We start from the raw sequence: 20479 nt of genomic DNA on the forward strand, positions 1-20479 counted from the left end.
AGGGGGAATGAGATCGGGCCGTAAGGCCCGATCTTTTTTGGGGGGCTTACGGCACGTCCACCCTGAACTGAACATCACTGTTGGCGAAACCGGCGGTTACCTGGGTAGCGGTCGCTTTGTAAGCGGCAGAGAACAACATGTCGGTAGGTTGGCTGTCATGCAGGGGGTACTGCTTGGAGGCGATACCGTTATCTACCGGTGTGCCTACGTTGTCCTTGATGATCAAAGCCAAACCTTTGGCGCCACCTGGCTCAAGGGCATACAGTGTGCCGCTGGCGCCAGCGCCGCCGTAACTTCCGGTAAAGGTTACGCTGGCACTGGCACCGGGCAGCAGTATGCAGCCTCTGCCGGGTGTAAGGCGCAAGCCGAAGGCGCGGTTCGCGGCCTCATCATCTGCCTGCTTGAACTGGGCAGCGTTCACGTTGCCCATGTAGATTCTGCTGGCGGGCAGGCCGGTCGAAGGGTCGATGATTTCAATCGCACAGGTCCCACTGCTGACCTGGCCGAAGAAGTTGATCGAGCCGGTGTTTGCCAGCGTCTGTTGACTGGCCATGGCGAGTCCGAAGGCAATGACTAGGGGCTTCATGGAAGGCTCCTCGATTTTTGTGAAGTACGATAGCGAACGAGCCCGGAGGGCTCGTTCGTATGTATTGGCAGGCAAACTCAGGAACCGCTCGACAGTGCCTTGTGCATCGCCGGGGTGGCGACCCCGTAGTCATTGATGGTGGTAAAGGTCAACTGCAAAGCATTTACCGATTTGATACGGGCAAGGTCATAAACCTGCTGCCCGAACGGCGGCGCCATTGCCATGGCCTGTATAGCTTCCGTTGTATCTGCAGTACTGACCTCCAGGCGGCCGAACGTATAGTGGTAGGGCGTCGGGTTGTCTACCACTAGCTGGACACGCCCAAGGCCTTGGCGCACGGACCATTTCAGCTCACCGATGCGGTCGAAGGGTCGATCTTTCAATTCGCTGGGGCGGTAGAAAAGCTTGAGGCGCGTACGCAGCGCAACATTGAGTACGTTTACGTCCTCAGGGGTTACTTCGGGAATTTCCTGAACATTGAGGTAGAAGAGTGTTTCCCGGTCCACAGGCAGCTTGTTGGGTAGACGGCTGATCTGCACCATCTGCTCCTTGCCGGGGTCCAGGCGAAACAATCCTGGTGAGGTCGCCAGAGGGACGGCTGTGTCGGTATCGTCCCTGGCGGTGTTGACCCAGCTTTGTACCGCGTAGGGGCGGGGGCTGGGGTTGGCGATAACCACAGAAGTGCTGCGTTTGTCGCTGTCGAAAACGATACGTGTGGTATTGACGGTGAGCGCTGCCTGAGCGGGTTGCAGGATGGCTGCGAGGCAAATACCCCAGCCAAGGCGGCGCAAGTGAGTCTTCATCTGGCGATACCTGCAGAACGGGATGAGTTAACCCCAGGCGGATTCAGCACGCCCGGGGCACTTTCTCATGGGATGTCGACAAGAAATTGCACATCGGTATTAGCGGTACCGGCAGTGACGCCGGCGGCAGTGGATTTGTATGCCGCAGAGAAGATCATGGTGGTGGGGTTCGTGTCATCCAGTGGGTAATCCTTGGAAGGCGTACCGTTGACCACCGGTGTGCCGGCATTGTCCTTGATGGTCAAGGCCAGGTTATTTGCCCCACCTGGCTCCAGCGCATACAACTCACCAGCAGCACCAGCGCCGCCGTACGCAGCGGTGAAGGTGACCTTGGCGCTGCTACCTGCGGTAATGGTGCAGCCGCCTCCTGGGGTGATACGCATGCCGAAGGCGCGCGAGGCGGCCTCATCACCTATGTCGGTGAACTGCGAAACGTTGACGTTACCCATGTTGACACGGGCCACCGGCAGGCCTGTTGATGGGTCGATGATCTCGATCGGGCAGGTACCGGCATGGACTTGGCCGTAGAAGTTGATCGAACCGGTGTTGGCGAATGCTGCATTGCTGGCCAGGCCAAGCCCGATGGCAAGCGTGATGAGCGTCTTTTTCATGTTGAACTCCACTGTGGAACAGTTGTAAGCAGGACGTTCTCGTCCTTTGAGTTTCTGCCGAACAACTGGACCGGCAGGGCGCGAAGTTTAGGTCGATAAGCAATGGAACGGCGTAGGAAAAGTCTGATGATATTCAGGTAAATTCATCACCTTGGCGGTTGATCATGTAGCGCCCAGCGAACCGGCAAGCATGTCGTTACTGAACTCTGTATAAGAATGGTTAATTCAGCGATCAAGACAACTGACAAAAATGCCAGTTTTCAGAACCCTGTTCAAAGATGTTCAATAAGGAATTATTCGTAGACGGGGTGCGTATATGAAAAATGCAATCGATGAAGATGCTGATCCAGCCTCTGGGGGCTCAGTGCTACTGTCCATGTGGATGGACCGGTTCACTGCCAATGCGTTGTGGAGATATGTCAATCATGATGACTTTCTGATCGAGTCGATTGTTACGGTCACGCCTATGCCGGGCGGGATCATGGAGACGACGATGAGAAAGTTTTCGCGCATTGAAATTATTGCGACGGGCAATGTTTATAGCGAAGTTAATCTGTACCCGGCGTATGACGTTGTCGCCGACACCAAGAAGCTCGGTAATAGGGGTGACGAGCAGATCCTTCGGTTGATCGAGGTACCGCTCCCCGCTGCGAGGCTGAGGGTGACGTTGCCTCTCGCTAGCAGCTACCTCAGGTACCGTGCGCAAGATCAAAGTGTGCTGAGCCTCGAATGGAACGGGGACGCCAGTTACGCCTATTACTACCCAAAGGGGTCCAGAATCCCTACAGCAGTGCCTGCGGAGTATGAAGATTATTATGATCGGCAAGAAAAAATTGAAATCGCGATGATGCCGCGGGCTGTCGATTCGCGGCTTCAGGACCTCTACATTTACATGTTGACGACTGAGAGTCTGGCAGATCGGCATTTCCTGTTTCATCAACAACCTCAAGCATACAAAAACCTTGCAGGTCGGAGGCTACAGGCCCCTACGCCTGAAGTGCAGACAGTCTTGTCTGCGCAGTTTTCACAAACCAATTTTCCAGAAGTTTCTGCAGGTTACCCCCCCGCAGACAATGCGTGGTTCAGCCATCTGGTTACGCCACCGGGCGCCTGCGTACCTGATGGAGGAACGAAGCTCTCCACGGGGTGGCTAAGCAACTACAAGGTCGGCCCTGAAAGGCCGTGGAATCCCTCAACGGTTGCGAGTGCTGGTACAGTGCACAAAATCGCTCCGCAGGCACGGATTTTTCCCGCCGGTGAGCTAAGGCAGCAATTGGGGTTTGTCGGCACTCCCGTACCCGGTGCGGTCTGGAGTGTGGCGGGTGATGCAGGTGGACGTATTGTCAAAGAAGGCAGCGATCACTTTTATGAGCCCGCAACAAAGCCGCCTGGCATCTTGTTCAGCGAACAGGGGGAAACGCTGATCCCCGCTGTTTTGAAATCAAGCTATTCGTTGCTACCTGCGCGCACCGATGTGGTAACGGCTGCTGGAGGAGGAGCCTCGGCCTCAGCACTTTACGTCACGACATTCGTCGGGCCGACTCACTTCATCAGATTTCACGCTGAGGGCGCCGCTTTGCGCTTGAGTTGTTGCTATTTCAACCGCTATCAGGAGGAGGCGGTGTTACAGCCGGAGCATGTCAAGTGGCATATCCTTGCTGGCAACGGTGAGGTCTCGGCGCAAGGAATATTCACACCCCTGTCGGCAGCACCAACTACTGTGACAATCCTGATGGCTGAAGATCTTCGTGTAGACACTGAATGGCGATTCGCGGTGACGATCATTCCTATGCCGTTGCTGTCTCTACGCGATGTAATGCGGCTACAACAAGCCTGAAGCGTTTTGTCACATTCGACTTTGCCCCGGGCCAGCCCAGTCTAGTGTTGGCTGCCCGGTTGCCCATTGAGCAGTTGCTTCTCCTGGTGCCAGTCGAAGGGCTCATCGTTCTGTTCGGCTTCGTACCGGCGCTCTTCAAGGCGTTGATAAAGTTCCAGCTCTTCATCAGGCATGAAGTGCAAGCAGTCGCCGGCGAAGAACCATAGCAAGTCGCGTGGCACCAGATGGGCAATCTGTGGGTATCGCTGGATGACCTGGCAGATGAGGTCCTGGCCCAGGTACTGGCTTTGCAGCGGGTCTTGCGGCAGCAGGGTCAGCAGTTCATCGAAGCGTTCGAGGAACAGGGCGTGGCTTTCCTCCGGTACCTGGTCGGCTTCACCCAGCGCCACGAGGATGGTGCGCAGGTGGTTCAGCAGTTGCAGGTGGTATTCCAGGTGGGGGTTGGCCATGTGGATGGTCCTCGCGGTGGTTGAAACGGGGGCGGAGTATACGCCGGTGGGCAGGGGGCCGCAAAACGGCCCCCTGCATTCAGCGCACCTTGCCGTGTTCAGGCAGTAATTGCTCCTTGTCGAATGCATCCACATCGATCACGGCCCTGCGTGCCTTTTCGGCTGCATGCAGGCGTTGTCCCTCTTCGACTTGCAGTGCACCACACTGAACTGCCGCATCGATGGCCGACTGCCCAGGTGCTGGCTGTACCTTGCCCTCCTTGATCGCCTGATGCAGCAATTTGTGCAGTGGCGCTGCTTCGTCCAACAGGTTGCAGGCCCGTTGCAATGCTGCCACCGGGTCACCTTCGGCCTGCGGCCGGAAGCAGCCGGCGAGCAACTCCTCCAGTGCCGAGTCGCCCTTGCTGCGGCCAATCAGCGCCGCCACCTCGGCGTCCAGTTCATCGCTGGGCCCGGCATGACGGCGGCCGAAGGGGAACACCAGCACGCGCAGTGCGCAACCGACAAAGCGGTTGGGGAAGTTGTCGAGGAGGCGGTCCAGCGCCTTTTCCGCCTGGCCCAGGCTTTCTTCCATGGCCCAGCGCAGCAGTGGCTGCATGTGCTCGGGTGAGCCCAGGTCGTGGTAGCGCTTGAGCGCGGCGCTGGACAGGTACAGGTAGCTGAGCACATCGCCCAGGCGCGCGCTCAGGCGCTCGCGGCGCTTGAGCGCACCCCCCAGCAGCATCATCGACAGGTCGGCCAGCAGGGCGAAGGCGGCGGCTTGGCGATTGAGGGCGCGGAAATAACCTTGGCTCAAGGCATCACCGGGCTCCGGCTCGAAGCGCCCCAGCCCCAGGTTGAAGATCAGCGTGCTGGCCGCGTTGCCGGCGGCGAACATGATGTGTTTCATCAGCAGCTCGTCGAATTCCTTCAGAGCCTGCTCCCGGTCATCTCGGCCAGCCAAAGCCATTTCTTTCAGCACGAACGGATGGCAGCGGATGGCACCCTGGCCGAAGATCATCAAGTTGCGCGAAAGAATGTTCGCGCCCTCGACCGTGATGAAGATCGGCGCCCCTTGCCAGTTGCGCCCCAGATAATTGTTCGGGCCCATGATGATGCCCTTGCCGCCGTGCACGTCCATGGCGTGCTGGATGCATTCGCGCCCACGTTCAGTGAGGTGGTACTTGAGGATTGCCGACAGCACCGAAGGCTTTTCGCCCAGGTCCACGGCCTTGGCGGTCAGCAGGCGGGCGCTGTCCATAAGCCAGGCGTTGCCGCCGATGCGTGCCAATGACTCCTGGATGCCTTCGAAAGCCGCCAGTGGCACGTTGAACTGCTCGCGGATGTTGGCGTACTGGCCGGTGACCAGGCTGGTGTATTTGGCAGCACCTGTGCCGACAGCAGGGAGGGAGATCGAGCGGCCCACCGACAGGCAGTTCATCAGCATCATCCAGCCCTTGCCGAGCATGGCCTGACCGCCGATGAGAAATTCAAGCGGGATGAACACGTCCTTTCCGCTGTTGGGGCCGTTCATGAAGGCCGCGCCCAGTGGCAGGTGGCGTTTGCCGATCTCTACACCGGGTGTGTCGGTGGGTATCAGCGCCAGGCTGATGCCCAACTCTTCTTCTTCACCCAGCAGGTGATCCGGGTCGTAGGCCTTGAAGGCCAGGCCGAGCAGGGTGGCGACCGGGCCGAGGGTGATGTAGCGCTTTTCCCAGTTCAGGCGCAGGCCGATGACCTCCTCACCTTGCCATTGGCCTTTGCAGATGATGCCGGTATCCGGCATGGCGCCGGCATCGGAGCCGGCCAAGGGGCCAGTGAGCGCGAAGCAGGGAATGTCGTCGCCCCGAGCCAGGCGTGGCAGGTAGTGGTTGCGTTGCTCGTCGGTGCCGTAATGCAGCAACAGCTCAGCCGGGCCGAGGGAGTTGGGTACCATCACCGTGGAGGCAAGGTCACCACTGCGCGTGGCGAGCTTCATGGCGACCTGAGAATGAGCGTAAGCGGAGAAACCTTTGCCGCCGTACTCCTTGGGAATGATCAGGGCGAAGAAACCCTGCGACTTGATATGGGCCCAAGCCTCGGGTGGCAGGTCGAGATCCTGACCGATTTGCCAGTCGCTGACCATCGCGCACAGCGCCTCGGTCGGGCCATCGATGAAGGCCTGCTCTTCTTCGGTAAGTGTTGGCGCAGGGTAGTCGAGCAGCGTGCGCCAGTCGGGGCGGCCGCTGAACAACTCGCCGTCCCACCATACGGTGCCGGCGTCGATGGCTTCGCGTTCGGTTTGCGACATGGGTGGCAGGGTGCGCTGGAACCACTTGAACACAGGGCCGGTGAATACCTTGCGCCGCCACTCGGGTAGCAACAGCAGGGCAGCCTTGGCGGCCAGAACCAGCCAGATCAACGCCAGCAGCCAGCCGGGTGCCGAGCTGAAGATGCCCATCAACAGGGTATAGCCGGCAACGATGGCGAGTATCTGCAGCGGTGGCAGACGCCGGTGGGTGAGGTACGCCGTGCCGATCGCCAAGACCAGCAACCACAACAGCAACATAATCCTTCCTCCTTGGAACCAGGGGCTTGGGCCGTTTCACAGAGCTTAGACGCAACACAGTGAACGGCAGTATCAGAACAGTGACAGGGTGTGGCTGTGGGAGTTTCAGCTCATTGTTCGTCTGTATCGACCCACTCGCCGATGCAGGCGACAGAGGCCTGGAGTAGACTCACCCCTTCGCATTCATAAGGACGTCGTCATGCTGAAGATCTGGGGTCGCAAGAATTCGAGCAATGTGCGCAAGGCACTGTGGATCGCCCACGAGTTGGGCCTGGATTTCGAATCCATCGACGCCGGCGGCGCCTTCGGCGTGGTCAACGAGCCGCAATACCGCGCCCGTAACCCCAACGGCCTGGTGCCCATGCTCGAAGACGCCGACCTGACCCTGTGGGAGTCCAATACCATCGTGCGCTACCTGTGTGCCGAATATGGCGCCGGGCAGGGCTGGTACCTGGACAACCCGCGCCAGCGCGCTTTGGCGGACAAGTGGATGGACTGGACCACGTCGTCCTTTGCAGGGGCGTTCCGGCCGCTGTTCTGGGGCCTGCTGCGCACGCCCGAAGACCAGCGCGACTGGATAGCAATCAACGCCGCACACAAGCAGTGCGCGCAGCTGCTGTCGATCGCCGATGAAACCCTGGCGCACCAACCGTACCTTTCCGGTGACCAGATCGGCATGGGCGACATCCCACTGGGGAGTTTCGTGTACGCCTGGTTCGAAATGCCCATCGAGCGCCCGGCCATGCCTCACCTGCAAGCCTGGTACGAGCGGCTGAAGCAACGCCCTGCTTATCAGGCGGCGGTTATGACGGCACTGACCTGAACCTGCTTCGATAGTCACTATCAATACACTTGACTGTACTTGTGCTGCCAGGCCTTGCACCATGGCTGCACTCACTGCGCCAGTGATTTGCCCTGGCGTGTCCTGACCTTTTCACTCGGTACGTGACCCGCTATGAGTTCTGCTCTGTCCATCCGACAGCTGACCAAAACCTACGGCAACGGCTTCCAGGCCCTCAAAGGCATAGATCTGGACGTCGCCGAAGGTGACTTCTTCGCCCTGCTGGGCCCCAATGGCGCCGGCAAATCCACCACCATCGGCATCCTCTCGACCCTGGTCAACAAGACCAGCGGCACGGTGAATGTGTTCGGCCATGACCTGGACCGCGAGCCTGCCGCGCTCAAGCGCTGCCTTGGCGTGGTGCCCCAGGAGTTCAACTTCAACCAGTTCGAGAAAACCTTCGACATCGTCGTGACCCAGGCCGGCTATTACGGCATCCCGCCGAAGCTGGCCAAGGAGCGCGCCGAGCAATACCTGACCCAGTTGGGGCTGTGGGACAAGCGGGACGTGCAGTCGCGTTCGCTTTCCGGTGGCATGAAGCGCCGCTTGATGATCGCCCGGGCGCTGATCCACGAACCGCGCCTGCTGATCCTCGATGAGCCTACCGCAGGGGTGGACATCGAGCTGCGCCGTTCGATGTGGAGCTTTCTCACCGAGCTCAACCAGAAGGGCATCACCATCATCCTGACCACGCATTACCTGGAGGAGGCCGAGCAGTTGTGCCGCAACATCGGCATCATCGACCACGGCACGATTGTCGAGAACACCAGCATGCGCAAGCTGCTGGGCAAGCTGCATGTCGAGACCTTCGTCCTCGACCTCAGGCAGGACCTGGCCCAGGCGCCCACGCTGCAGGGCTACCCGTGCCGCCTGCTGACACCCCATACCCTTGAGGTGCAGGTGGACAAGGACATCGGCATTACCGCGCTGTTCGGCCAGCTGGCACTGCAGAACATCGAAGTGCAGAGCCTGCGCAACAAGACCAACCGTCTCGAGGAGCTGTTCGTGTCCCTGGTTGAAAAGAACCTGTCGAAGGTGGCCGTATGAGTGTGGAACTGCGCACCAACTGGGTCGCCCTGAACACCATCGTCTACCGCGAAGTGCGGCGCTTCCTGCGTATCTGGCCGCAGACCTTGCTGCCGCCGGCCATCACCATGGTCCTGTACTTCGTCATCTTCGGTAACCTGATCGGCCGGCAGATCGGCGACATGGGCGGCTTCACCTACATGGAGTACATCGTCCCCGGGCTGATCATGATGTCGGTGATCACCAACTCTTACGGCAACGTGGTGTCGAGCTTTTTCGGCAGCAAGTTCCAGCGCTCGATCGAAGAGTTGATGGTATCGCCGGTATCGCCGCACATCATTCTGGTCGGCTACGTGCTGGGCGGGGTGCTGCGAGGCCTGGCGGTGGGAGTGATCGTGACCATCCTGTCGCTGTTCTTCACTCACCTACAGGTCCATCACCTGGGCGTGACGGTGGTCGTGGTGCTGCTGACGGCGACCATTTTTTCGCTGCTGGGCTTCGTCAACGCCGTGTTCGCTCGCAACTTTGACGATATCTCGATCATCCCGACGTTCGTGCTGACGCCGCTGACCTATCTGGGCGGGGTGTTCTATTCGATCAACCTGCTGCCGCCGTTCTGGCAGACCGTGTCGCTGGCCAACCCGGTGCTGCACATGGTCAACTCGTTCCGCTACGGCATCCTAGGGGTGTCGGATATCAGCATTGGAACGGCGATCACTTTCATGCTGGTCGCCACCGCAGTGCTCTACGCGCTGTGCGTCCGCCTGCTGGTCAGTGGCCGCGGCATGCGCGCCTGAGGCCCTGTGCTTGCGCCGGCGCCATTGCCGGCCAATCCACCAGCGCCAGTACAAAAGGGTGGTGAACCAGGCGACGATGCCCAGCACCACACCGCACACTACCGAGCCCAGCAGGAACGGCTGCCATAGCGTTGCCAGCTGGTCGGTGATCCATTCGAAGGTGAGGTCTTCGGGCAAGCTGCGCGGCGGCGTGCCTAGCAACCAGGCGCCGGTCATGTAGGTGACGAAGAACACGGGCGGCATGGTCAGCGGGTTGGTCAGCCATACCAGGCTGACGGCGATCGGCAGGTTGCCACGCACCGGGATCGCCAGCGCTGCCGCCAGTAGCATCTGCATGGGGACGGGAATCAACGCCGCGAACAGGCCCACGCCCATGGCCCGGGCCACCGAGTGGCGGTTCAGGTGCCAAAGATTCGGGTCGTGCAGCAACTTGCCGAAAAAGCGTAAGGACTTGTGTTCCCGAATGCTGGTCGGGTCCGGCATGTAGCGTTTGAAAAGGCGGCGCGGCATGTAGGCTCCCCGAGCGGTCATCAGGGAAGTATGCCTTGATTCCATCTCAGCCTCGTTCAGAGTTTGTGACAATTGTTGAGCGAGCCTGCGCGTCATTTCGTCTATGCCTGAGGGGGTAATTACGTTTCCGGAGCTCTAACTCATGCGCACAGGGATGTTTGCGCTGGCGCTCGGGCTGTTGTGCCTGGGCGTCCTTCCTGAATTGCCATCGGTCGGGTGGCTGTGGCTGCTGCTCGGCGGGGGGCTGTTTTGCCTGTGCACACGCCTGTGGCCGCTGGGCTGCTGCGTGCTGGGTATGTGCTGGGCTTGCTGGTCGGCGCAGCAGGCACTGGATGATCGCCTGGCCCCAAGCCTGGATGGCCGCACGCTGTGGCTGGAGGGCAGGGTGGTCGGCTTGCCGACCAACACGCTGAGTGGTGTGCGCTTTGAGCTGGAGCAACCTCGCTCGCGCCGCGCTGCGTTGCCCAAGCGCCTGCAATTGCATTGGTTCGATGGCCCGCCGGTGCGTGCTGGCGAGCGCTGGCGCCTGGCTGCTACCTTGCAGCGCCCGGCCGGGCTGCTCAACCCTCATGGTCCGGACCGGGAGGCACAGTTGTTGGCCAAGCGCATCGGCGCCACTGGCACGGTCAAGGCCGGCCATGTGCTGGATACCGGGCAGCCGGGGTGGCGTGACGCACTGCGCCAGCGCTTGTTGAGCGTCGCCGCGCATGGCCGGGAAGCAGCCCTTGTCGCATTGGTGCTCGGCGATGGCGCCGGCCTGGCCCGTGAGGACTGGCAAGCGCTGCAGGCCACGGGCACGGTACACCTGTTGGTGATCTCGGGGCAGCACATCGGCCTGGTCGCCGGCCTGCTTTACGCCTTGGTCGCGGGCCTGGCGCGCTGGGGCCTGTGGCCTCAGGCTCTACCTTGGTTGCCGTGTGCGTGTGGCCTGGCACTGGGTGCGGCGCTGGCCTATGGCTGGCTGGCCGGTGCGGGGGTGCCGGTGCAGCGCGCCTGCCTGATGCTGGCGGTGGTTCTGCTCTGGCGCCTGCGCTTTCGCCATCTTGGGGCGCTGTTTCCTTTGCTGCTGGCACTTATCGGGGTGCTGGTCGCCGAGCCCCTGGCGCCGCTGCTGCCAGGGTTCTGGCTGTCGTTTGCGGCGGTGGCGACCCTGGTCTACTGCTTCAGTTCACGTGTGGGCCGATGGCGGCCCTGGCAAGGGTGGACCCGCGCCCAGTGGGTGATCGCCATCGGCCTGCTGCCGGTACTGATTGCGACCGGTCTGCCGGTCAGTCTGAGTGCGCCACTGGCCAACTTGCTGGCAGTGCCGTGGATCAGCCTCGCGGTATTGCCCTTGGCGCTGCTTGGAACGTTGCTGCTGCCGTTGGCAGGGGTAGGTGAAGGTCTGTTGTGGTTGGCGGGCGGGCTGCTGGATGTCTTGTTCCGGTTGCTGGCTTGGGTAGCGCATTGGCGCCCGGCATGGCTACCGCCTGCTTTGCCGGTCTGGGCCTGGCTGATGGTCTGCCTGGGCGCGTTGCTGGTGCTGCTGCCGTCCGGTGTACCTCTGCGCAGCCTGGGCGGGGCCATGCTGCTGGCATTGTGGGTGCCCAGGGAGGCTGTGCCGCAGGGGCAGGTGGAGGTCTGGCAGCTGGATGTCGGGCAGGGCTTGGCGGTATTGCTGCGCACGCAAAATCACAGCCTGCTTTACGACGCCGGCCCGGCGCGGGGGGATAGTGATCTGGGTGAGCGGGTGGTGTTGCCGACCCTGCACAAGTTGGGCGTAAAGCGCTTGGACATCATGCTTATCAGTCATGCCCATGCCGACCATGCGGGTGGTGCGCCGGCCGTCTACCGTGGGTTGCCGGTGGTACGTGTGCTGGGCGGCGAAGTGTTGGAGGACCTTGCACTGCAGCCTTGTGCCAGTGATGAGCAGTGGGAATGGGATGGCGTGCGCTTTTCGCTGTGGCATTGGGCCCAGGGGCAGAGCAGCAACGATCGCTCTTGCGTGCTGCTGGTCGAGGCACAGGGGGAGCGGCTGCTATTGGCAGGCGATATGGAGGCGGGGGCCGAGCGCGCATGGTTGGCGGCCCACGCGACGCCTCGTATCGATTGGCTGCAGTCACCGCACCATGGCAGCCGTAGTTCCTCGACCGAGGCATTCATCCGCGCCACGGCGCCGCGCGGCGTGCTGATTTCGCGGGGGCGTAACAACGGTTTTGGGCATCCGCATGTGCAGGTGATCGAGCGGTATCGGCGGCATGGGGTGGCCATTCACGATACGGCGGTAGAGGGGGCGTTGCGGTTGGTGTTGGGCAACCATGGCGAGGTGGAGGGGGTGCGGGGGCAGAAACGCTTTTGGCGGGGCAGTGTGCCGTGATGGTTGATGAGCGTGCCACGTGTATACCTGCTCAATTCCCTGACCTCCGGCAGATGAGCCCCTCGCGCGCCTATGTTAGAGTGGCGGCCTTTTTCCGAGGGGGCGTTTACTGTGTGGGAATTGGTCAAGTCCGGTGGTTGGATGATGCTGCCAATCATTCTGAGCTCCATCGCTGCCATGGCTATCGTCGCCGAGCGCCTGTGGACCCTGCGCGCCAGCCGCGTTACCCCGCCGCACCTGCTGGGCCAGGTGTGGATGTGGATAAAGGACAAGCAGCTCACCAGTGACAAGCTCAAGGCTCTGCGCGCCGATTCGCCCCTGGGTGAGATTCTCGCTGCGGGCCTGGCCAACTCGCGCCATGGCCGTGAAATCATGAAAGAGTGCATCGAGGAGTCTGCCTCGCGGGTCATCCATGAACTGGAACGCTATATCAGCACCCTCGGTACCATCGCCGCGATGGCCCCGCTGCTCGGCCTGCTGGGTACCGTGCTGGGCATGATCGATATCTTCAGCGCCTTCATGGGGTCGCAGATGACCGCCAATGCCGCAGTGCTGGCCAGTGGTATCTCCAAGGCCCTTGTCACTACGGCGGCCGGCCTGATGGTCGGCATCCCGGCGGTGTTCTTCCACCGCTTCCTGCTGCGGCGCATCGACGAACTGGTGGTGGGCATGGAGCAAGAGGCGATCAAGCTGGTGGAGGTCATCCAGGGCGACCGCGAAGTCGAAGTGGCCGGAGGCAAGGCGTGAAGTTTCGGCGCAATCGCCAGCGGGAGAACGTCGACATCAACCTGGCGTCGTTGATCGACGTGGTGTTTGTCCTGCTGCTGTTCTTCGTGGTCACCACCACCTTTACCCGTGAGACCCAGCTGCGTGTGGAGCTGCCCGAGGCCGTCAGTGCCGAACAGCCCGTCGCAGACCCGGAAAAGCTGGTGGAGGTCACCATCAGTGCCGACGGCGTGTATTCGGTGAACAATCACCTGTTACCCAAGAGCGACCTGGCGACCCTGACCGAGGCGATCCAGCGCGAATCGGGCGGTGACAACACGCTGCCGCTGGCCATCAGTGCTGATGGCAAGACCCCGCACCAGGCCGTGATCACTGCGATGGATGCCGCCGGCAAGCTCGGTTTCAGCCAACTGCGCATGACCACCGTCGAGGCCGCCCAGGGGACACCTTGATGGCGCTCGCCGACCGTCTGCTAGCCGCCTGGTACGCCGGGCATCCGGCCCTTGCCCTGCTGCGCCCGCTCGAGGCGCTTTACCGGCGCGTGGTGACGCGTAAGCGCGCGCGTTTTCTCAGTGGCGAAAGCGCCAGCTACCGCGCCCCGGTACCGGTCATCGTGGTGGGCAACATCACCATTGGTGGCACCGGCAAGACGCCTATGATCCTCTGGTTGATCGAGCATTGCCGGCGCCAGGGGCTGAAGGTGGGGGTGGTCAGCCGCGGCTACGGTGCAGAACCGCCTCGGTTGCCCTGGCGTGTCGAAGCCATCCAGAGTGCCGAGCAGGCCGGCGATGAACCTTTGCTGATCGTTCAGCGTACGGGCGTGCCGCTGATGATCGACCCCGACCGCTCCCGCGCCGTGCAGGCATTGCTGGCCAGCGAGCCGTTGGACCTGATCCTGTGTGACGACGGTATGCAACACTACCGCCTGGCACGCGACCTGGAACTGGTGCTGATCGACGCTGCGCGTGGCCTGGGCAATGGCCGCTGCTTGCCGGCCGGGCCCCTGCGCGAGCCTGCCGAGCGCCTGCAAGAGGTTGATGCAGTGCTGTTCAACGGCGCCAGTGCCGACCGCCCGGAGGGTTTCGCCTTTCATCTGCAACCCAGTGCGCTGGTCAACCTGCGCACTGGCGAGCGCCGTGCGCTCGACTTCTTCCCTGCGGGCCAGCGCCTGCATGCGGTGGCCGGTATCGGCAACCCGCAACGTTTCTTCAATACCCTGCTGGGGCTAAACTGGCAGCCGGTGCCGCATCCGTTCGCCGACCACGCCCAGTTCAGCGCTCAAAGCCTGGCTTTCAGCCCGTCGCTGCCGTTGGTGATGACCGAGAAGGATGCGGTGAAGTGCCGGGCCTTCGCTGCCGATGACTGGTGGTACCTGGCCGTGGAGGCCCTGCCTACGCCGGCCTTCTGCGGCTGGTTCGACAGCCAGCTGCAACGCTTGCTGCCTGGGCATCGAACGCCCTGAGCCCGTTTTTCAATTTCCGGCCACCTGGCCTCAAGGAAGCTTCCATGGACACCAAACTGCTCGATATCCTGGCCTGCCCGATCACCAAGGGCCCGCTCAAGCTCAGCGCTGACAAGACCGAGCTGATCAGCAAGGGCGCCGGCCTGGCCTACCCGATTCGCGATGGCATCCCGGTGATGCTGGAAAGCGAGGCGCGTACCCTGACCGACGACGAGCGTCTGGACAAATGAGCCTTGACTTCACCGTGGTCATTCCCGCCCGGCTGCGCTCGACGCGCCTGCCGGGCAAGCCGTTGCTGCTGATCGCCGGCAAGCCGATGGTTCAGCATGTGTGGGAGCAGGCGCGCAAGAGCGGTGCCGGCCGTGTGGTCATCGCCACCGATGACGCCAGTATCGTCGAGGCCTGTCAGGCCTTTGGTGCTGAAGTACTGATGACCCGCGCCGACCATGAGTCGGGTACCGACCGCCTGGCTGAAGTGGCCGCGCAGCTTGGCCTGCCTGCCGACGCCATCGTGGTCAACGTCCAGGGTGATGAGCCGCTTATTCCGCCGGTGATCATCGATCAGGTCGCAGCCAACCTGGCGGCGCATCCGGAGGCAGGTATTGCGACCCTGGCCGAGCCGATCCATGACCCCGAAACCGTGTTCAACCCCAATGCGGTCAAGGTGGTCAGCGACAAGAACGGGCTGGCCTTGAGCTTCAGCCGTGCGCCGCTGCCGTGGGCGCGTGATGCCTTCGCCAAGGACCGCAATCAACTACCGCAGGGCGTGCCCTACCGCCGCCATATCGGCATGTACGCCTACCGCGTCGGTTTCCTTCAGGATTTCGTCAGCTGGGGCCCGTGCTGGCTCGAGCAGACCGAGGCGCTTGAACAGCTGCGTGCGCTGTGGCATGGCGTGCGTATCCACGTGGCGGATGCCATCGAGGCGCCAGCAGTGGGTGTCGATACTGCACAAGACCTCGAGCGCGTTCGGCGCTTGCTGGAGGCCTGATGCGCGTCCTGTTCGTTTGCCTGGGCAATATCTGCCGGTCGCCCACTGCCGAAGGCGTGCTGCGCCATCAGTTGCAGGCCGCTGGTTTGGCTGGGCAGGTTCACGTGGCGTCAGCCGGTACCGGTGACTGGCACGTGGGCAAGGGGCCTGACAACCGTACCTGCAAGGCCGCGCTGGCGCGGGGGTACGACCTGTCGCAACAGCGTGCCCAGCAGGTCAAGGCTGAGCACTTTGCCGAGTACGACCTGATTCTGGCCATGGATGAAAGCAACCTGGGCCACCTTCGCGCCATGCGTCCGCACAATGCGATTGGCGAGCTGGACTTGTTCCTGCGCCGCTATGAGGCGGCTGTGGATGAAGTGCCGGATCCTTACTATGGCGGCGCAGAGGGCTTCGAGCAGGTGCTGGACCTGATCGAGGCGGCCTGCCGTGAGCTGGTTGTCGAAATCAAGGGGCGGTTATGACGGCGCACTGGCAGGAGCAGGTTTCGCTCAAGCCTTACAACACCTTCGGTATCGATGTGAAAGCCCGGCACTTCGTTCAGGTACATACCGATGACGAGGTGCGCGAGGCCTTGGCACAGGCGCGCCAGCGTGGGCTTGCGGTGATGGTTATCGGTGGTGGCAGCAACGTGCTGCTGACCCGTGATGTCGACGCGCTGGTACTGCACATGGCCAGCCGTGGCCGTCACGTCCTTGACGATGAAGCGGGGCGTGTACTGGTGGAGGCCGAGGCGGGTGAGCCCTGGCATCCCTTCGTGCAATGGTCGTTGCAGCAAGGCCTTTGTGGCCTTGAGAACCTCAGCCTTATCCCGGGGACGGTGGGGGCTGCGCCGATGCAGAATGTGGGTGCCTATGGGGTGGAGATCAAGGATGTGTTTGCCGGGTTGACGGCACTGGACCGGCAGACGGGTGAGCTGCGTGACTTCGGGCTCGAGGAATGTGCCTTTGGTTACCGCGACAGCCTGTTCAAGCGTAACCCTGGGCGTTGGTTGATCCTGCGGGTGCGTTTTGCCCTGAGCCATCGTCTGCAGGCCCATCTGGATTACGGCCCGGTGCGTCAGCGTCTGGCCGAGCAGGGCGTGCAGGAGCCGACGGCGCAGGCGATCAGCGACGCTATTTGCAGTATTCGCCGCGAGAAGCTGCCCGATCCGGCAGAGTTGGGTAATGCCGGCAGCTTTTTCAAAAACCCTGTCGTTGCCGTTGAACAGGTGGCGCGGATCCGCGCCGAGTATCCAGGTGTGGTGGGTTATCCCCAGGCTGACGGGCATGTGAAGCTGGCGGCAGGCTGGTTGATCGAGCAGGCCGGCTGGAAGGGTTATCGGGATGGCGATGCCGGCGTGCACCGCTTGCAGTCGCTGGTGCTGGTCAATTATGGCCAGGCGAGCGGAGCGCAGTTGCATGACCTGGCGCAGCGCATTCAGGCGGATATCCTGGCGCGCTTCGGGGTTGAGCTGGAGATGGAACCCAACCTGTACTGAGGCCGGTGCAGGCACGCTCAACAGCCAAGAAAAAGCCCCGCCAGTTCGCACTGGCGGGGCTTTTTCATTCAGCCGTGGCTATCAACCGTGATGAGGCTTTTGCTCATCAGCGGTCTCCACCGTTGGCGCGCCAGCAGCGGCCGCTTCCTGCGCAGCCTTGGCAGCCGCTTCGGCCTCACGCTTGCGACGACGCACTTCACGTGGGTCGTTAGGGGCGCGACCGTTAGGCAGCATGACGGTGGCGGCTTCGACCGCTGCCGGTGCTTCTACCGGGGCAGGCTCGGCGACCACTGGCGCTGCTGCAACTACGGTTGCTGCAGGCTCGGCAGCCACTTCTGGCTGGGTTTCAACGACAGCCGCAGGCAGCTCGGCAGCCGGCGCTTGTTCAGCGGCAACCTGGGCTTTCTCTACTTCACCTGCTTCGATGGCCGGCGCTTCGACAGGTGCCTCTACAGGCGCCTCGGCAACCACTACCGGCTCGACCGCAGGGGCTTGTTCGACTACCGGCTCAGGCGCAACTTCAACCACAGGCTCGGCACCGGCTTCGATCGCAGCGACCGGCTCGCTGAGCGGCTGCTCGACCACCGGTGCAATGGCGATTTCCTCGGCCTTGGCGACGGCTTCGACCTGCTCGGCCGGCTGAGCGACTTCGCTGTTGTCGGTGGTGGCGGCTTCGGCGCTGGCGCGTTCAGCCTGCTGGTTGGCTTGCGCTTCGGCGCCAGCACTTATGTTGCTGCTGGCGACAGCCGCGGTGACAGCCAGGCCGGCAGCCAGTTCGGCACCCAGCTCGGTGGCCTGGTGCTGTTGCGGTTGCTCGTCGCTGCCTTCTTCGTCGCTGCCTTCGATCAGCTCGCCATTGGCGTTGCGCTGGCGCTCACGACGGTTGCTGCGGCGACGCTGGCCGCGAGAGCGGCGGCGCGGACGCTCGTCATCGGAACCTTCCTGCTCGTCCTGTTGCAGCTCCTCGTTCGGCAGTTGCTCATCGGCGAGCTCTGCAGCCTTCTCGGCAGCCTGCTCAGCTTCACGTGGCTGGCGCTCTTCGCGTGGAGGGCGTGGCTGACGTTCTTCACGCGGTGCGCGTTCTTCACGAGGTGCACGCTCTTCACGTGGAGCGCGTTCTTCACGAGGCGCACGCTCTTCACGTGGAGCACGTTCTTCGCGAGGCGCGCGCTCTTCACGTGGAGCACGTTCTTCGCGAGGTGCGCGTTCTTCACGTGGAGCACGTTCTTCGCGAGGTGCACGCTCTTCACGTGGCTGGCGCTCTTCGCGAGCGGCCGGTGCTGCATCCAGAGGCTCGCGCAGTTCGCGGACGCGCTCTTCGCGGTTGCCGCGGCGGTCTTCGCGTGGCTGGCGAGGGGCGCGCTCTTCACGAGGTGCACGTTCTTCACGAGGTGCGCGCTCTTCACGCGGCTGGCGCTCTTCGCGCGGGGTGCGCTCGGCACGCTCTTCACGAGGTTTGCGCTCTTCGTCACGGCGGCCGTTGCGGTTGCGGCTCTGCTGGCGGCCGTTGCGACGCTCCTCGTTACGCTGAGTGCGCTCGGTGGCAGGCTTCTCGGCGGTGACCACCGGGGCGGCGGCAGGCTCTTCCTTGCCGGCGAACAGGCTGACCAGCGACTTCACCAGGCCTTTGAACAGGCTTGGCTCCGGAACGCTAGGTGCCGGGGCTGCCGGTGCGGCAGGCTGCTGTTCTTCGACAGCGCTCGGTACCGGAGCGTTGGCGCGGGCCGGTGCAGTCTTGACCGCTGCTTCCTGGCGCACCAGGGTGCGCGTGGCGGTCGGCTGGAGCGCTTCTTCGGTTTCGGTGGCGGCGATTTCGTAGCTGGACTGGTTGTTCAGCACTTCCGGGTTGTCGTCGCGCAGGCGCTGGACTTCGAAGTGCGGGGTTTCCAGGTGGTCGTTCGGCAGAATGATGATGCGGGCACGGGTGCGCAGTTCGATCTTGGTGATCGAGTTGCGCTTCTCGTTGAGCAGGAAGGCGGCCACCGGAATCGGTACCTGGGCGCGTACTTCGGCAGTACGGTCCTTCAGGGCTTCTTCTTCGATCAGGCGCAGGATGGCCAGGGACAGCGACTCGACATCACGGATGATGCCGGTGCCGGAGCAGCGCGGGCAGACGATGCCGCTGCTTTCGCCCAGCGACGGGCGCAGGCGCTGACGGGACATTTCCAGCAGGCCGAAGCGCGAGATGCGGCCGACCTGTACGCGGGCGCGGTCGGCCTCGAGGGCTTCGCGTACCCGTTCTTCGACGGCGCGCTGGTTTTTCGCCGGCGTCATGTCGATGAAGTCGATGACGATCAGGCCGCCGATGTCACGCAGGCGCAGCTGGCGGGCGATTTCCTCGGCCGCTTCCAGGTTGGTCTGCAGGGCGGTTTCCTCGATGTCGCTGCCCTTGGTGGCGCGCGCCGAGTTGATGTCGATGGAAACCAGGGCCTCGGTCGGGTCGATCACGATAGAGCCGCCCGACGGCAGGTCGACGACGCGCTGGAAGGCGGTCTCGATCTGGCTTTCGATCTGGAAGCGGTTGAACAGCGGTACGCTGTCTTCGTACAGCTTGACCTTGCTGGCGTACTGCGGCATCACCTGGCGGATGAAGGTCAGTGCTTCTTCCTGGGCATCGATGCTGTCGATCAGCACTTCGCCGATGTCCTGGCGCAGGTAGTCGCGGATGGCGCGGATGATGACGTTGCTTTCCTGGTAGATCAGGAACGGCGCAGCGCGATCCAGCGATGCTTCCTTGATGGCGGTCCACAGTTGCAGCAGGTAATCGAGGTCCCACTGCATTTCTTCGCTGCTGCGGCCAAGGCCTGCGGTGCGCACGATCAGGCCCATGTCGCCTGGCACGGTCAGGCCGTTGAGGGCTTCACGCAGTTCGTTGCGCTCTTCGCCTTCGATGCGGCGGGAGATGCCGCCAGCGCGGGGGTTGTTGGGCATCAGCACCAGGTAGCGGCCTGCCAGGCTGATGAAGGTGGTCAGGGCGGCGCCTTTGTTGCCACGCTCTTCCTTCTCGACCTGGACGATGACTTCCTGGCCTTCGCTCAGGACGTCCTTGATGTTGACGCGGCCTTCAGGGGCTTTCTTGAAGTACTCGCGGGAGATTTCCTTCAGCGGCAGGAAGCCGTGACGTTCGGAGCCGAAGTCGACGAAGGCGGCTTCGAGGCTGGGCTCGATCCGGGTGATCTTGCCTTTGTAGATGTTGGCCTTTTTCTGCTCGCGCGCACCGGACTCGATGTCCAGGTCGTACAGGCGTTGGCCGTCCACCAGGGCTACACGCAACTCTTCGGGTTGAGTTGCGTTAATCAGCATTCTTTTCATGTTGTACCGTCGGTTTCCGGGCTGCCGGAAACGGCGTTCGGCACACACGACTTCTCATGGTCGGTGCCAAGGTGCGCAAAGGGTGGCCGGGCCACCCCCGTGTCGAGCAACGTTCGGCACCAGCCGGTTTCCCAGCCTGCCGTTGTCGCGACGACGCGTCCTGTT

At 62.4% G+C, this 20479-nt stretch carries 19 protein-coding genes; 12 read left to right on the forward strand and 7 right to left on the reverse strand.

Translation table 11 applies throughout. The features are described from left to right. Positions 1-46: 46 nt before the first annotated feature. The 3 genes from ACW4TB_RS24275 to ACW4TB_RS24285 all read right to left on the reverse strand — a co-directional run bounded on the left by ACW4TB_RS24275 (position 47) and on the right by ACW4TB_RS24285 (position 2000). Positions 47-586: a fimbrial protein gene (locus tag ACW4TB_RS24275; RefSeq protein ID WP_279930316.1), complete on the reverse strand. Its 540-nt coding sequence runs from the start codon at positions 584-586 to the stop codon at positions 47-49. Positions 587-663: 77 nt separating this feature from the next. After that, a complete protein-coding gene (locus tag ACW4TB_RS24280; RefSeq protein ID WP_279930318.1) occupies positions 664-1389 on the reverse strand; it encodes a fimbrial biogenesis chaperone in 726 nt (241 codons plus the stop codon). Positions 1390-1454: 65 nt separating this feature from the next. Continuing rightward, positions 1455-2000 (reverse strand): fimbrial protein, encoded by a 546-nt coding sequence (locus tag ACW4TB_RS24285; RefSeq protein WP_279930320.1) that lies wholly within the window; start codon positions 1998-2000, stop codon positions 1455-1457. 316 nt (positions 2001-2316) lie between these two features. Between ACW4TB_RS24285 and ACW4TB_RS24290 the strand changes: the two genes are divergently transcribed. Next, positions 2317-3837 (forward strand): hypothetical protein, encoded by a 1521-nt coding sequence (locus tag ACW4TB_RS24290; protein WP_279930322.1) that lies wholly within the window; start codon positions 2317-2319, stop codon positions 3835-3837. 41 nt (positions 3838-3878) lie between these two features. On the opposite strand, the gene ACW4TB_RS24295 is transcribed toward ACW4TB_RS24290, so the two are convergent. After that, positions 3879-4286, reverse strand: a complete 408-nt coding sequence (locus ACW4TB_RS24295) for a PA2817 family protein (RefSeq protein ID WP_039601026.1) — start codon at positions 4284-4286, stop codon at positions 3879-3881. 79 nt (positions 4287-4365) lie between these two features. Beyond that, positions 4366-6813, reverse strand: a complete 2448-nt coding sequence (locus ACW4TB_RS24300) for an acyl-CoA dehydrogenase (RefSeq protein ID WP_279930325.1) — start codon at positions 6811-6813, stop codon at positions 4366-4368. A gap of 199 nt (positions 6814-7012) precedes the next feature. Between ACW4TB_RS24300 and ACW4TB_RS24305 the strand changes: the two genes are divergently transcribed. The 3 genes from ACW4TB_RS24305 to ACW4TB_RS24315 all read left to right on the forward strand — a co-directional run bounded on the left by ACW4TB_RS24305 (position 7013) and on the right by ACW4TB_RS24315 (position 9477). After that, positions 7013-7636, forward strand: coding sequence for a glutathione S-transferase (locus ACW4TB_RS24305; RefSeq protein WP_254467363.1), 624 nt, complete (start codon positions 7013-7015; stop codon positions 7634-7636). A 132-nt stretch (positions 7637-7768) separates the two neighbouring features. Then, positions 7769-8701 (forward strand): ABC transporter ATP-binding protein, encoded by a 933-nt coding sequence (locus tag ACW4TB_RS24310; RefSeq protein WP_012313416.1) that lies wholly within the window; start codon positions 7769-7771, stop codon positions 8699-8701. Then, a complete protein-coding gene (locus tag ACW4TB_RS24315; protein ID WP_012313417.1) occupies positions 8698-9477 on the forward strand; it encodes an ABC transporter permease in 780 nt (259 codons plus the stop codon). The genes ACW4TB_RS24310 and ACW4TB_RS24315 overlap by 4 nt, the downstream gene beginning before the upstream one ends. Here the strand turns inward: ACW4TB_RS24315 and ACW4TB_RS24320 are convergent. Then, positions 9361-9987, reverse strand: a complete 627-nt coding sequence (locus ACW4TB_RS24320; protein ID WP_012313418.1) for a DUF2062 domain-containing protein — start codon at positions 9985-9987, stop codon at positions 9361-9363. The two genes, ACW4TB_RS24315 and ACW4TB_RS24320, sit on opposite strands and share 117 nt — an antisense overlap. A 142-nt stretch (positions 9988-10129) precedes the next feature. On the opposite strand from ACW4TB_RS24320, the gene ACW4TB_RS24325 reads away from it, so the two are divergent. From ACW4TB_RS24325 to murB, 8 genes are all read left to right on the forward strand, one after another. Continuing rightward, positions 10130-12343 carry a DNA internalization-related competence protein ComEC/Rec2 gene (locus ACW4TB_RS24325; protein ID WP_279930331.1) on the forward strand — a complete coding sequence of 738 codons (2214 nt, stop codon included), beginning with the start codon at positions 10130-10132 and terminating at the stop codon, positions 12341-12343. A gap of 144 nt (positions 12344-12487) precedes the next feature. Continuing rightward, positions 12488-13090 (forward strand): MotA/TolQ/ExbB proton channel family protein, encoded by a 603-nt coding sequence (locus tag ACW4TB_RS24330; RefSeq protein ID WP_455843097.1) that lies wholly within the window; start codon positions 12488-12490, stop codon positions 13088-13090. Then, positions 13087-13521 carry an ExbD/TolR family protein gene (locus tag ACW4TB_RS24335; protein WP_012313421.1) on the forward strand — a complete coding sequence of 145 codons (435 nt, stop codon included), beginning with the start codon at positions 13087-13089 and terminating at the stop codon, positions 13519-13521. The genes ACW4TB_RS24330 and ACW4TB_RS24335 overlap by 4 nt, the downstream gene beginning before the upstream one ends. Then, positions 13521-14531 (forward strand): tetraacyldisaccharide 4'-kinase, encoded by a 1011-nt coding sequence (gene lpxK, locus ACW4TB_RS24340; protein WP_012313422.1) that lies wholly within the window; start codon positions 13521-13523, stop codon positions 14529-14531. Before ACW4TB_RS24335 ends, lpxK begins: the two co-directional genes overlap by 1 nt. A gap of 44 nt (positions 14532-14575) precedes the next feature. Then, positions 14576-14761, forward strand: a complete 186-nt coding sequence (locus tag ACW4TB_RS24345) for a Trm112 family protein (protein WP_003247142.1) — start codon at positions 14576-14578, stop codon at positions 14759-14761. Next, complete coding sequence (gene kdsB, locus ACW4TB_RS24350; RefSeq protein WP_012313423.1) at positions 14758-15522, forward strand: 3-deoxy-manno-octulosonate cytidylyltransferase; 765 nt, start codon at positions 14758-14760, stop codon at positions 15520-15522. The genes ACW4TB_RS24345 and kdsB overlap by 4 nt, the downstream gene beginning before the upstream one ends. Then, the gene (locus ACW4TB_RS24355) at positions 15522-15986 is read left to right on the forward strand and encodes a low molecular weight protein-tyrosine-phosphatase (protein WP_254467365.1); all 465 of its coding nucleotides are present in this window, start codon (positions 15522-15524) and stop codon (positions 15984-15986) included. The genes kdsB and ACW4TB_RS24355 overlap by 1 nt, the downstream gene beginning before the upstream one ends. After that, complete coding sequence (gene murB / locus ACW4TB_RS24360; protein WP_279930337.1) at positions 15983-17002, forward strand: UDP-N-acetylmuramate dehydrogenase; 1020 nt, start codon at positions 15983-15985, stop codon at positions 17000-17002. The genes ACW4TB_RS24355 and murB overlap by 4 nt, the downstream gene beginning before the upstream one ends. 81 nt (positions 17003-17083) lie before the next feature. On the opposite strand, the gene rne is transcribed toward murB, so the two are convergent. After that, a complete protein-coding gene (gene rne, locus ACW4TB_RS24365) occupies positions 17084-20314 on the reverse strand; it encodes a ribonuclease E (protein ID WP_279930339.1) in 3231 nt (1076 codons plus the stop codon). Between the last annotated feature and the right edge of the window lie 165 nt (positions 20315-20479).

Source organism: Lelliottia jeotgali (genome assembly GCF_977070485.1).

Excerpts from the sequence above, each read along its gene's own strand:
- ACW4TB_RS24275 (WP_279930316.1), bottom strand. The coding sequence starts at position 586 with ATGAAGCCCCTAGTCATTGCCTTCGGACTCGCCATGGCCAGTCAACAG.
- ACW4TB_RS24280 (WP_279930318.1), bottom strand. The coding sequence starts at position 1,389 with ATGAAGACTCACTTGCGCCGCCTTGGCTGGGGTATTTGCCTCGCAGCC.
- ACW4TB_RS24285 (WP_279930320.1), bottom strand. The coding sequence starts at position 2,000 with ATGAAAAAGACGCTCATCACGCTTGCCATCGGGCTTGGCCTGGCCAGC.
- ACW4TB_RS24290 (WP_279930322.1), top strand. The coding sequence starts at position 2,317 with ATGAAAAATGCAATCGATGAAGATGCTGATCCAGCCTCTGGGGGCTCA.
- ACW4TB_RS24295 (WP_039601026.1), bottom strand. The coding sequence starts at position 4,286 with ATGGCCAACCCCCACCTGGAATACCACCTGCAACTGCTGAACCACCTG.
- ACW4TB_RS24300 (WP_279930325.1), bottom strand. The coding sequence starts at position 6,813 with ATGTTGCTGTTGTGGTTGCTGGTCTTGGCGATCGGCACGGCGTACCTC.
- ACW4TB_RS24305 (WP_254467363.1), top strand. The coding sequence starts at position 7,013 with ATGCTGAAGATCTGGGGTCGCAAGAATTCGAGCAATGTGCGCAAGGCA.
- ACW4TB_RS24310 (WP_012313416.1), top strand. The coding sequence starts at position 7,769 with ATGAGTTCTGCTCTGTCCATCCGACAGCTGACCAAAACCTACGGCAAC.
- ACW4TB_RS24315 (WP_012313417.1), top strand. The coding sequence starts at position 8,698 with ATGAGTGTGGAACTGCGCACCAACTGGGTCGCCCTGAACACCATCGTC.
- ACW4TB_RS24320 (WP_012313418.1), bottom strand. The coding sequence starts at position 9,987 with ATGCCGCGCCGCCTTTTCAAACGCTACATGCCGGACCCGACCAGCATT.
- ACW4TB_RS24325 (WP_279930331.1), top strand. The coding sequence starts at position 10,130 with ATGCGCACAGGGATGTTTGCGCTGGCGCTCGGGCTGTTGTGCCTGGGC.
- ACW4TB_RS24330 (WP_455843097.1), top strand. The coding sequence starts at position 12,488 with ATGCTGCCAATCATTCTGAGCTCCATCGCTGCCATGGCTATCGTCGCC.
- lpxK (WP_012313422.1), top strand. The coding sequence starts at position 13,521 with ATGGCGCTCGCCGACCGTCTGCTAGCCGCCTGGTACGCCGGGCATCCG.
- ACW4TB_RS24345 (WP_003247142.1), top strand. The coding sequence starts at position 14,576 with ATGGACACCAAACTGCTCGATATCCTGGCCTGCCCGATCACCAAGGGC.
- kdsB (WP_012313423.1), top strand. The coding sequence starts at position 14,758 with ATGAGCCTTGACTTCACCGTGGTCATTCCCGCCCGGCTGCGCTCGACG.
- ACW4TB_RS24355 (WP_254467365.1), top strand. The coding sequence starts at position 15,522 with ATGCGCGTCCTGTTCGTTTGCCTGGGCAATATCTGCCGGTCGCCCACT.
- murB (WP_279930337.1), top strand. The coding sequence starts at position 15,983 with ATGACGGCGCACTGGCAGGAGCAGGTTTCGCTCAAGCCTTACAACACC.
- rne (WP_279930339.1), bottom strand. The coding sequence starts at position 20,314 with ATGAAAAGAATGCTGATTAACGCAACTCAACCCGAAGAGTTGCGTGTA.